Raw genomic sequence first — 12,249 nt, forward strand, 5'->3', positions numbered from 1 at the left:
AAATTTATGGAGCGGGTGATCGGAATCGAACCGACAACATCAGCTTGGAAGGCTGAGGTTTTACCACTAAACTACACCCGCATTATTTTATTTAGTATGTGTTAAAAGCATTAAGTGCGACCGAGAGGATTTGAACCTCCACTGGATTGCTCCAACTAGGCCCTCAACCTAGCGCGTCTGCCGTTCCGCCACGATCGCGCGTTGGCATTTTTCACTCGTCATCTCTTTTAACGACAAGATTAAGTATATAACTTTTAGATTAAGAAGTCAACACTTTTTTAAAAGTTTTTTTAATTCCTTAAATCTTTTATTAAGTTTGTAAAATCATTAAAAGTGACCCCTACGGGATTCGAACCCGTGTTACCGCCGTGAAAGGGCGGTGTCTTAACCGCTTGACCAAGGGGCCGTGTTTCAACAACGAAATTAATCTTATAACGATTTGAACATAAAGTCAACACTTTTTCCTAAAAAAATTTACAAAATGTAAATATTCATTAAAAACGCTAAAATCGTATATATAAATGACACGAAAAAACACAAAAGAAAACAGTGCAGCCTAGGCTACACTGTCATTTACCATACTTTCGTAATCGCTATTTCTCCTAAACATTTCGAACATTTGTATTTCAACGTATTCACACGTCGCTTTCTCAAAAAAGTTTGACTGCACTTTTTACATGTATACGTATATTTATAGCCTTGTATTGAAGGTATCATCTCACAAAAACGTGGTGCGCCGACTTTTTCAGATAATAATTTAAAGTCTTTATCTCGATGTTGATAGCCTTTTCCTTCTATATGAAGATGATAGTGCACGAGTTCGTGTTTAATGATATCAACAATCGCTTCGATTCCGAACGTCTCATACTGTTTCGGATTAATTTCAATGTCGTGACTATTTAATAAGTATCTACCACCGGTCGTGCGCAATCGATGATTGAAACGTGCTTCATGTATAAAAGGTTTATCAAAGTACTCTATAGAAATGCTTTCGACCAATCGTTGTAAATCACTATTTTGCATTCGGATCTTTCATCGTCAATGCGACTTTCCCTTTATCTTCAAAAATATCTTCAATCCATACATCTACTATATCCCCTACTGAAACGACATCAGTTGGATGCTTCACAAATTTATTCGATAATTTAGAAACGTGCACAAGCCCGTCCTGTTTCACACCGATATCAACAAATGCACCAAAGTCTACTACATTACGCACTGTACCCGATAACTTCATGCCTTTTCTTAAATCTTCTATAGAAAGGACATCCGACTTCAATAATGGTGTTTCGAAGTCTTCACGTGGATCGCGTCCTGGTGCAATAAGTGCTGCAATAATGTCTTCAAGTGTCGGAATACCAATCGACAGTTCTTCAGAAACTGTTTCTAGTTTCAATGCGTTTAACTTGGCTTTCAATTCATCTGTCCCTAAATCATCAATCGTTAAACCAATCGATTTGATTAAAGCATACGTTGCATCATAACTTTCCGGGTGAATGCCAGTATTATCTAATGGTTCTGTTCCATCTGGTATTCTCATAAATCCTATACTTTGTTCAAATGTTTTCTTACCAAGTCTAGGAATCTTCGCAATTTCTTTATGATGTTTAATCGGGCCATTTTCCTCGCGATGTTTAATAATGTTCTCAGCAACTGTAGACGAAAGCCCCGACACGTATTGTAATAATGGTGCCGATGCAGTATTCACGTTTACACCAATTTTATTTACAGCTGTTTCTACAACGAATGCTAAGGCTTCGTTTAAAGCTTTCTGGTTAACGTCATGCTGGTATTGACCTACACCGATAGATTTCGGATCAATCTTCACAAGTTCTGATAACGGATCTTGCACGCGTCGTCCGATTGAAACGGCACTTCTTTCTTCGACCTGGAAGTCCGGGAACTCTTTACGCGCTAACTCACTTGCTGAGTAAACTGATGCACCGGCTTCATTAACGATAATATATTTCACATCTAACTGATTTTCTTTAATCAGTTCTGCAACAAACTGTTCTGACTCACGACTTGCTGTACCGTTACCGATAGCAATCAATTCGATACCGTTACGCTTGATTAAATCGAGCATCTTCTTCTTCGCTTCGGCCATCTTACTTACTGGTGGATGCGGATAGATTACAGATTTCTCAACAAATGTCCCGAATTTATTAATTACGGCTAACTTACAACCCGTACGATACGCAGGGTCTAACCCAAGAATCATTTTCCCTTTAAGCGGCGCTTGCAATAATAAATTCTCTAAGTTCACAGCAAAAATATCAATTGCTTGCGCTTCAGCTTTTTCCGTTAACTCATTACGAATTTCACGTTCAATAGAAGGTAAGATTAAACGTTTCAATGCTTCTTCAATCGCTAAATCAATATATTGATTTGATTCAACTTCTTTCTTAACGACTTGCTTGCGAATATAAGATTTGATGCGCGTATCATCTACATCGACACTTACTTTAAGAACACCTTCTTTTTCACCACGATTGATGGCAAGTGTTCTATGGGGTACAATCTTTTTCACTTTCTCTGAATAATCATAGTACATTTCAAAGACGCCTTTTTCGTCTTCCGCTTTCTTCTTCTTAGTAGTTACGACTAAACCATTTGCTTCGACAAACTGTAATATGTATTCACGATATTTCGGTTCATCAGAAATTATCTCAGCGATGATATCGATTGCACCACTAATCGCCGCTTCCACATTCTCCACTTCTTCACCGACAAATTGCGCCGCTTCAGCAACAATATCTTTCCCTTCAAATGATAAAATCATCTGTGCTAACGGCTCAAGTCCTTTACGTTTCGCTTCTGTCGCACGCGTCTTTTTCTTTTGTTTAAATGGACGGTACAAGTCTTCAACCCGTTGCAGTTTCACTTGCTCCATAATTTCTTTACGCAATGCTTCTGTTAATAAGCCTTGTGCTTCAATAGTACGAATGACGTCGTCTTTACGCTTTTGTAAAGTTTCCATATAACGATATTCTGTTTCGATATCTTTAATTTCAACTTCATCCAGACCACCTGTTACCTCTTTACGGTAACGTGCGATAAACGGTACTGTATTTTTCTCTTCTAACAGATTGAGCACCGCTTCAATTTGTTGTTTCTTAAATGGTAATTTTTCAATAATTAGTTCGATAATATGTTTTTGCATAGCTGCCTCCTTAAGATACGTATATTTTACCATAACAAAAAAACCGCTGAAAACAATTGCTTGTTCTCAGCAGTTCACGATTAACTCTTCTGTACAGCATCTCTTAATTTCTTGATTGCCGTACGTTGTAATCTTGAAACGTGCATTTGACTTAATCCAATCTTCTCGCCCGTTTCTTTTTGACTTAATCCTTCTATAAACGTACATTGAATAATTTCTTTTTCGCGGTCAGATAAAATCGGTAATACTTTCTCTAAGATCATTCGCTTTTCAGTCAGCTCATAACCTTCTTCTGTATCACCCATGACATCTAATAATGTCACAGTCGAGCCATCTTTATCTGCTTCAATCGAATGGTCCACACTTAAAGCATTATAACTTTGACCCATCTCCATTGCTTCCAGCACTTCTTCTTCAGTTGCGTCGATATGCTTCGCAATTTCGATAATCTTCGGCGAACGTCCAAGTTCATTTGTTAACTCATCTGTTGCTTTCTTAATCTTCGGTCCAATTTCTTTAATTCGTCTCGGAACATGTACGCTCCACGTCTTATCTCTTAAATAACGTTTAATTTCTCCGATAACCGTTGGCACTAAAAACGCTTCAAATTTACGATCAAAACTCACATCAAAACGGTTAATTGCTCCGAGTAGCCCCACCATCCCAACTTGTACTAAGTCTTCATGATGGCTTTGACCTTTTGAATATCGATACGCTAATGATTCGACTAACTTTTGATAGTGCATCACGAGTTCATTTTGCGCCATTTCATCTTTAGTATCCTGATACAGCTTTATCCAGCCATTAATCTCCTCGGGAGTAACGTCATTATAATTAGAACTCGTCATGAAGTTACACCTGCTCCCCCGCAATATACTTAGTCATACTAATCGTTACACCGCTATCCTTCTTCACATTTACTTCATCCATTAATGATTCGATTAAGAATAATCCTAAGCCACCTTCACGAATGAAATCAATATTTTCATTCTCCTGATATGGACCAAGTTCAGATTTCGTACGTTCGTAATCAAAGCTTGTGCCTGAATCAGAAACAATCACTTCAACTTTATCTTCAAAGATAACATATCCTACTAATACATCACCTTTAACGTCATCTTTATACGCGTGTTTCACTGCATTTGTAACAGCTTCACTTACTGCAATCTTCGTATCTTCAATATCATCATAAGAAGCACCAGCACGGTTTAAAATACCTGATAAAGTTAAACGCACTAAACCAACGTATTCTGCAGCAGCTGGAAATCTCATTTCTACGTAATCGTATGCTTTATCCATATTAAACGCCCTCCACTGGTTGGTTCACATGCATTAAATCTTTAAGACCTGTAATGTCAAATAAACGCTCGATTCGGCTATTTACACCTAATACGTATAATTCTTTATTATTTTTGTTTAATTCTTTTAATGTGCCTACGAATAAACCAAGACCTGTACTATCCATATAAGTCACATCATCTATATGTAAATGAATATCATGTGTGCCAAGTTGACGAATTGGAATTAACACTTCCTGTAATTCAGGTACTGTAGCAACATCTAATTCCCCGGCCACTTTAATTGCGTAAAAACCTTCTTTTTCAATCGATTCAATATTTAAGTTCATGTATATTCTCCTTAAAATCATAAATAAATTTATGCTCATTTATACTTATTATTGACTAAAATACCCTATAACCGCATCATTAAACGTATTATTTAATTCTTTTTATAATTAATATCGTTAAATCGTCTCTTTTCTTCGGATCACCAATTGTAATCAGTTGCTCATATACGACCTGCACGATATCTTGCGGATGTAAATCTTTATACTGATAAATATAACTCAGCAACTCTTTCGTACTAATAAAATCACCATTTAAATGACGTAATTCAGAAACACCATCTGTATAAACGATAATCATATCACCGATTTCAAGCTCTAATTCTTCCTGATCATAACGCGTCGCTGGATGGATACCTAATACTAAACCTCGCGCATTAAGCTCTTCAAACGTATCACTATTTTTGCGATAAATATAACCAGGTTCGTGACCTGCTGATGCAAAATAAAACTTATTATTAATTTCCTCATATAAACCATAAAACATTGTCACAAACATGTTCTGATTGATATTCTTCTCCACAACACGATTTAAACGCTTTAATCCGTCGCTTGGCAACTGACTATGACCATATGAATCCATTCCGAATTTAATCATGCTCATAGCAAGTGCTGCAGGTATCCCTTTTCCAATAACATCGGCGACCGCAAAGCTCATCGTTCCATCTTTATGATCAATCAAGTTAAAGTAATCACCATTTACGCGATGTGCCGGTACACTAATAGCTCCGATTTGAACGTTATTCAAATGAGGAATTTGTGTCTTTAACATCGTCGTTTGCAGACTCGCGGCAACATCCATTTCTTTATCGTGTGCTTCCATCACACGCACGAGTGCCTTATAATCTCGGTATGTAAACCCAAACCCGATGATCATCTCAGTTAAGACATCCATCGCATAATGTTGTTCAATCGCATTATATCCGGCTTCAATCACGATATCTTTATGCAAAATAACGATTTCTTCAGGAGAAATATCGAGTTCAATCGCTTCAAAGCTCAACGCCTGAACATCTTCCAGCGCTGATTCATCTTTTTGTTCTATGTATTGTTTGAGGATATCTGTATACCTCGTCACAATCTTATCAATTTGGCGCATCATACTTTCCTCCTAATAAACCTTAAAAGAGACTTTAAGGTAACTTGCGTTATCCTAAAGTCTCCGAGTCATCAATAGATAAGTTAAGACTAATTGCAAGTGCTGAATCTACCTCTTCCATCTTATCTTTCGGAAGGTAAGTTAGTTTTTCAATAAGTCGGTTTTTATCAATTGTTCTTATTTGCTCTAATAAAATCACAGAATCTTTATCTAGATGATGATTAGTTTTACCAATCTCTACGTGGGTTGGGATTTTCGATTTATTAATTTTAGCAGTTATAGCTGCTACAATAACTGTCGGACTATATTTATTTCCAATATCATTTTGAATAATGACTACAGGTCGTTTACCGCCTTGCTCTGACCCTTTAACAGGTGACAAATCAGCTAAATAAACATCGCCGCGCTTCATTTATTCACCTTCCACCAATGCGCCAGTATAATCCATTGTGTCATATACTTCACACTCTAGTAAGTAATGTTCTGAAGCAATTAATAAATTAATTTCAGCCATAGATTGATAGCCCTCAATTAATTGTTGTTCATGCAGTTTACTCATATTTTTTCCTCCAGTTACACGATTACTATAATTTTATCAAAAAAATTCATGTGACACCAATTTTATTTTAATAATTCGTTATATTTTTCAATCGAATCTTGCGTCACATAATGTTTCGGCAATCTTCTGCCGAGGCTAGTTAACACTTCATAATTAATTGTGTTTAACTTATCAGCAACTTCTTCAATTGACTGATTACTGTCATCATGGTGGTCAATAATAATGGCTTGCGCTCCTTCAACAGTCCCTTTCGGCACACGTGCTAAAAACTGATCCATACATATACGACCTACGATGGGTACTTCATGACCTTCAAGATTAATATGATAACCTTGTAACTGACGACTAAATCCATCCGCATAACCGAGCGGGAATGTTGCAATTGTTTCATCTTGTTCAGCAACATAAGTAGCACCGTAACTCACTGTATCGCCTGCATGGATTTCTTTCACGAAGTTCACCGTTGAAACGAGCTGCATCGCAGGCTTTAATTTCACTTGCGTAATATCACGAATAAACGTTGAAGGGTAATACCCATATAAGCTAATACCGAGTCGGAGTGCCGTACATTCAGATGCATCAAATCGCAGTGCTGCAGCGCTGTTCTGACAATGTACAAACGATGGTACTTCACATGTATTGACAGTGTTGATGAACTGATCGTATGCAATTTGTGCGCTGTCATTGTCTTCATCTGCACAACTGAAATGCGTATAGACACCTTCGAATACCGTCTTATCATGTTGTTTAACAAGCGATACAACCGCTTTATATTCTTCAACGTCGCGCATTCCGATACGTCCCATACCTGTATCTAACTTTAAGTGCGCCCAAAATGGCTTGTCATCAGCTTCTACAAATTGTAACGCTTCATGTAACCACTTTAAACCTGGTACAGTCAGCGCAAGACGATGCTGACATGCCTTATGTATATCTTTCGGTTCGATAATACCTAACACTAATATCTTCGCTTTAATGCCGTGCATTCTGAGTTCAATCGCTTCATCTAATGTTGCTACAGCGAAAAATTCAGCACCATGCTGCACTAAATGTTTCGCAATTTGTACTGCACCTAATCCATATCCATTCGCTTTAACGACAGCGATTACTGTCTTATTGGGATGTAATTTGCCGAAAGCTTTAAAGTTCTCACTGATTGCATCCAAATTGATATTGACGTAACTTGGTCGATAAATCCTGTCACTCATTGTTATTCACCTCTTCAATTAATACTCAAATTTTATCACATTTTAACGTATCGTCCATTATTCTTCTATTATGACGTAGGCAGTTGCCACCGTGTCTGAATGTGCAATGCTGACGTGCGCATTCACACCTTCAATATACGGTTTACCTGCAGCATCATTTAAACAACAAATATCATTAAAGTTCAACTGTCCGATGCCCGTTCCGAGCGCTTTGCTATAAGCTTCCTTCACACAAAAACGCCCCGCAAAATATTCAGCACGACGTTTCTCACTCGTAAATGATTCAAAGCGTTCTATCTCTTTCGGATGTAATATGCGCGTGATCAGTTTTGGATTCTCCAAAGATTTTTGTATACGTGCAATTTCAATAATATCAGTTCCAATGCCTTTAATCATGTATTCTCCTCTGTTCTGCTGCTCTCATTTTTTGATTGATAAATGCCTTTAACTGCTCCGCTTCCGTTTCATGTACGAAAGGAATGCTTATTGCATTTTCTGCAGTTTTGACTTGTAATGATTTAATATTAAATCGCTTCATTATCGGTCCTTGTTCGGTTTCAACGTTTTGAACCGTAGCGTAAGGCACGATATTTTTCTGCTTATTCAATATGCCGTTTTCAGTGATGATTTCATCTTCTAACAAACCAAATAAAGAGTATTGATATTTCAATTTCGTGAAATAAAAAAAGTCTAATATAAAATTTAGTAATCCTAATATAATAAAACCATAATAAATATAGGGGTGTACAGGAATCCAGTCCATATAATCAATAACTATGATGATGATTAATATAATGAGTGCTACTAATAGATCAATACACGCGCCTATCTTCATTAGCTTCATACTATCTTTATGCATTTTTTTCATATTGATATCGCTCCTTTAGCAAGAACCAATCATAAATTTGCGCGGCATCTTCGAGCTCAATATAATCTAACCGGCAACTCGCATTACTACTTCCAGATGATATGTCTAACACAGCATTACGTAAATTAGCTTTATTCATAAACGGCGTACTTGAAACATTCAATCCGATAATATTACGCTCTTTCACAAAAGATGTTTCCATAACAAATGCCCCGCCATTGCGAATATTCACTTGATCGTCGACGATAATATAGCCAGAATTTCTATATTTAATATATGCTGTAATAAACGTTAAGATCATTAGAATAATTACGAACAGCCACGCTTTATCAAACCAGAAATACTGTATAATACCGCCAGCAATAATAAATATCACCCAGGAAATTTGAAAATAACGGCGAATACTACGTTTCGGAATGACATGGTTCACATCCGTAAAATTATAATCGGGCACAAGCCTTTGAATCACACGATACGCTTCATCACGTGAAATGAACGGCAATACTTCTTCATCACCTAAAATGCTATCTTCAGATGCTTTCATTTCACTCGTTGTTGTCACCGCAAATGATGTTTTATACAATAACTTACGTAAATAACTTTGTCTTTCAGTAACACGTTGTATATTTTTGATTGCAATAAATTTATTTTTTCGTTCAAAAAGGCCGTATTTAATATTTAATAGTTCTCCATTAAAGTACACGGTATACTGATAATATTTTATTGCTGTTACAAAGATGCCGATAATATAACTCATGAATAGTGCACTTGCAATAACGAACGCAATTAATATATAACTTTGTCCCACTGTTTGCTCTAGAGGACCCATGTATCGATCAAGATGAAAAATGTCATCTACTTGACTGTAAATTGCATAAACGATAGCAAACACGGTAAACATTGATGCACTTGTCGCACTCATCATCAGTAAATCTTTAGTTGACAGTTGGTATATTGTTTCATATGGTGTAGATACTTGGTTAGGCAATTGATCAACATCCGATGTTTCAACATCTTCAACAATCTGTTGACCATTCAATTCGTACTTACGTTGATTGATATATTCGGTTAATCGCGCTGCATCATGCTTACTGATACTATTCAGTTCAATACCATCACCTGCAGTTTTAACATGCATGATGACGCCCCCGAGCAACTGATTCGCAATACCCGCAGATGTATCCATCGTTTGAATTTTACCGATATAAATTTCTTTTATTGTTCGGTTAATCAAACCTTTTTGAAGCATTAACTTATCTTCTTCAATCCAGTACTTCGTAATTTTCGCTTCAATCATACTGAATAACGCACTCAATATCGTAAATAATAATATAAGTAATGCAAATCCGTTATCGAGCAAAGCCTGTTTCGTAAATCCATCTTTAATAATGAAAAATAAGCCTAATCCTATCGGGAAGATATTACTCTTTAAAGATTTTAGTACGTTAGATAAATACGTAGAATAATGTAACGACTTTTTAGTTGCGTCCATAATGCATCTCCTTAATGGTTGCAATAATGCTCGTGGCAATACGTTCTGCTTCATCTGTTGTCATATATGGTAATACGACAGTATCGCCGCGCGTATACACTGTCACAACCGCAAGATTAAATCGCTTCATAATACAGCCTTGTTCAATACGTACAGACTGCATTAAATCAATGGGCACAACTTTACGTTCCATAAAATATGCGCCGCTACTCATTTCAAGTGTCGACTGGTTGAGCGTATAACGTGTGTACTTGTAACTTAAGAAAATACCAAGTATAAGTTGGTAAAGTGGGATAAGCAGTAGTAAGAATACAGCGTAAGCATATTCCCATTCGAACAACCAGTTAATCCCGTAGTATAGTCCGACCGATATCGTAAGCGTTATTAATGTGTAGATGAACCATTTCAACCGTCTGTAGATGGGCGTATTTTCCGGTTGAGCATACATGAGTGTATCGTTGTACAAATTGATCGCCTCCATTTATGTAAATTATAACAAAAACACCCTGTCATTATCACTTAGAATAATAACAGGGTGTTTCTAATAAAATTTATTTTTTATGGTCTGCAAATGTTCTCGCTTTAAAAGGTTTCTTTCCACCTTTTGCAGGTGCACCTGATTTAGCGCCACGGTCGTATGATTTACGACGGCCATCTTTACCGCCATCTTTAGAACGGCTACGAGATCCACCTGGGCGGCCTCCACCATTTCCACCACGTCCGCGTCCATAAGATTTACCCCCACTACCTTTACGGCCAAGTGGCTTTTCAAATGTTAATTGAACGTCTACATCGTTGTTTGATTTAATTAATTCTTGTAATAATGATGCGACTAATTTCACATCACCATGTTCATTAATTAATTCTTGTGCGATAGATTCGATACGAGCTTCAGTTGGTTTTTCAATCCAACCGTTCACTTTCGTCTTCACGTCTAATTCACGCGCTTTCATTACTTCACCTGGTGTTGGTGGGCGTAAAGCTGTCATTGTACGGTTTTTAGACTTTTCGATTTGACGGATATAATCCATTTCAACCGGGTTAACGAATGAAATCGCCATACCATGTTTACCTGCACGACCTGTACGACCGATACGGTGCGTATAACTTTCAACATCTTGAGGGATATCGAAGTTATAAACGTGAGATACGCCAGAAATATCTAATCCACGTGCAGCAACGTCTGTTGCAACTAAGATGTCAATTTGGTCATTCTTAAACTTCTTAAGCACTTCTAAACGTTTCGCTTGAGTAATGTCTCCGTGTAATCCTTCTGCACGGTATCCTTTAGAAATTAACGCACTTGTTAACTCATCAACACGACGTTTCGTACGTCCGAATACGATAGCTAATTCTGGTTGGTGAACATCTAAGAAATTAGTGAAAGTGTCGAACTTCTCTAATTCTTTAACGATTGTGTAATGCTCGTCGATATCAGGGTTTGAATCAACATTTGTCATCGTCTTAACAATGATAGGATCTTTCATAAATTTTTGAACTAACTCCTGAATGGCTCTCGGCATTGTCGCTGAGAATAACATCGTTTGACGTTGTTCTTTCGGTAATTTATCCATGATGAAACGCATATCATCGATGAATCCCATGTTCATCATCTCATCCGCTTCATCTAAGATTAACGTATTGATGTCTTCAGTTTTTAACGTACGACGGTTTAAATGATCGATAACACGACCAGGTGTTCCAACGACGATTTGGGGTTTCTTTTTTAATTCTCTAATTTGACGGTCAATCGGCATACCACCGAATACAGTCGCAACTTGAATCCCTTGTCCACGACTAAATGCTTTTAATTGTTCAGCAACTTGGACCGCTAATTCACGGGTAGGAGCAAGAATTAAACTTTTGATCCCCTCTTGGCCTCTAACTTTTTCAATTAAAGGTATTCCAAAAGCACCAGTTTTACCAGTACCAGTTTGCGCTTGGCCTAATACGTCACGGCCTGCCATCGTATGAGGGATACTATCCGTTTGAATCGGTGTAGGTTCTGTAAATCCCATTTTCTCCAGCGCATTTATGGTAGGTTCGCTGATACCTAGGTCTCTAAATTTTTGCAATATTATTTCTCCTTTTATCTTTCATAAATTACGCCTCTATAGTGTGCGCATTCAACTTGTGCTCGAGCACAGAGTAATTTTCCACTCACATGCCTATTCAACTTCTCTATCTTAGCACCTATCGTATATTTTTACAATCAATACAATTGTAAATACAAGTT

Annotated in this window: 14 protein-coding genes and 3 tRNA genes; all 17 read right to left on the minus strand. The window is 37.2% G+C overall.

Annotated elements, in window-relative coordinates; genetic code table 11:
* Window positions 1-7 precede the first annotated feature (7 nt).
* The 17 genes from OCL94_RS10005 to OCL94_RS10085 all read right to left on the minus strand — a co-directional run bounded on the left by OCL94_RS10005 (window position 8) and on the right by OCL94_RS10085 (window position 12,088).
* Window positions 8-81 (minus strand) — tRNA-Gly (locus tag OCL94_RS10005).
* Window positions 82-115: 34 nt separating this feature from the next.
* Window positions 116-198: transfer RNA gene (locus tag OCL94_RS10010), tRNA-Leu, on the minus strand.
* A 136-nt stretch (window positions 199-334) separates the two neighbouring features.
* Window positions 335-406, minus strand: a tRNA-Glu gene (locus OCL94_RS10015).
* Window positions 407-573: 167 nt separating this feature from the next.
* On the minus strand, window positions 574-1,023 hold the full coding sequence (locus tag OCL94_RS10020) for a SprT family protein (RefSeq protein WP_262996783.1): 450 nt from the start codon (window positions 1,021-1,023) through the stop codon (window positions 574-576).
* Entirely contained in the window at window positions 1,013-3,163 is a 2,151-nt protein-coding gene (locus OCL94_RS10025) for a Tex family protein (protein ID WP_262996784.1), read from the minus strand. Before OCL94_RS10025 ends, OCL94_RS10020 begins: the two co-directional genes overlap by 11 nt.
* 80 nt (window positions 3,164-3,243) lie before the next feature.
* A complete protein-coding gene (gene sigB / locus OCL94_RS10030; RefSeq protein WP_262996785.1) occupies window positions 3,244-4,011 on the minus strand; it encodes an RNA polymerase sigma factor SigB in 768 nt (255 codons plus the stop codon).
* 4 nt (window positions 4,012-4,015) lie between these two features.
* Window positions 4,016-4,462 (minus strand): anti-sigma B factor RsbW, encoded by a 447-nt coding sequence (rsbW, locus tag OCL94_RS10035; protein WP_262996786.1) that lies wholly within the window; start codon window positions 4,460-4,462, stop codon window positions 4,016-4,018.
* A 1-nt stretch (window position 4,463) separates the two neighbouring features.
* On the minus strand, window positions 4,464-4,790 hold the full coding sequence (locus tag OCL94_RS10040) for an anti-sigma factor antagonist (protein WP_262996787.1): 327 nt from the start codon (window positions 4,788-4,790) through the stop codon (window positions 4,464-4,466).
* 88 nt (window positions 4,791-4,878) lie between these two features.
* Window positions 4,879-5,886: a SpoIIE family protein phosphatase gene (locus tag OCL94_RS10045; RefSeq protein ID WP_262996858.1), complete on the minus strand. Its 1,008-nt coding sequence runs from the start codon at window positions 5,884-5,886 to the stop codon at window positions 4,879-4,881.
* A 49-nt stretch (window positions 5,887-5,935) separates the two neighbouring features.
* Complete coding sequence (locus OCL94_RS10050) at window positions 5,936-6,298, minus strand: type II toxin-antitoxin system PemK/MazF family toxin (RefSeq protein WP_233681829.1); 363 nt, start codon at window positions 6,296-6,298, stop codon at window positions 5,936-5,938.
* Entirely contained in the window at window positions 6,299-6,445 is a 147-nt protein-coding gene (locus tag OCL94_RS10055; protein WP_262996788.1) for a hypothetical protein, read from the minus strand.
* 62 nt (window positions 6,446-6,507) lie between these two features.
* The gene (alr, locus tag OCL94_RS10060) at window positions 6,508-7,653 is read right to left on the minus strand and encodes an alanine racemase (protein ID WP_262996789.1); all 1,146 of its coding nucleotides are present in this window, start codon (window positions 7,651-7,653) and stop codon (window positions 6,508-6,510) included.
* Window positions 7,654-7,710: 57 nt separating this feature from the next.
* Window positions 7,711-8,049, minus strand: coding sequence for a holo-ACP synthase (gene acpS, locus OCL94_RS10065; protein ID WP_262996790.1), 339 nt, complete (start codon window positions 8,047-8,049; stop codon window positions 7,711-7,713).
* A complete protein-coding gene (locus OCL94_RS10070) occupies window positions 8,042-8,521 on the minus strand; it encodes a PH domain-containing protein (RefSeq protein ID WP_262996791.1) in 480 nt (159 codons plus the stop codon). The genes acpS and OCL94_RS10070 overlap by 8 nt, the downstream gene beginning before the upstream one ends.
* Entirely contained in the window at window positions 8,505-10,013 is a 1,509-nt protein-coding gene (locus OCL94_RS10075; RefSeq protein ID WP_262996792.1) for a PH domain-containing protein, read from the minus strand. Before OCL94_RS10075 ends, OCL94_RS10070 begins: the two co-directional genes overlap by 17 nt.
* Complete coding sequence (locus OCL94_RS10080; protein WP_262996793.1) at window positions 10,000-10,479, minus strand: PH domain-containing protein; 480 nt, start codon at window positions 10,477-10,479, stop codon at window positions 10,000-10,002. The genes OCL94_RS10075 and OCL94_RS10080 overlap by 14 nt, the downstream gene beginning before the upstream one ends.
* An 85-nt stretch (window positions 10,480-10,564) precedes the next feature.
* Window positions 10,565-12,088 (minus strand): DEAD/DEAH box helicase, encoded by a 1,524-nt coding sequence (locus OCL94_RS10085; RefSeq protein ID WP_262996794.1) that lies wholly within the window; start codon window positions 12,086-12,088, stop codon window positions 10,565-10,567.
* Window positions 12,089-12,249: the final 161 nt, after the last annotated feature.

The organism is Macrococcus capreoli (genome assembly GCF_025628935.1).
Taxonomy (GTDB): Bacteria; Bacillota; Bacilli; order Staphylococcales; family Staphylococcaceae; genus Macrococcoides; species Macrococcoides capreoli.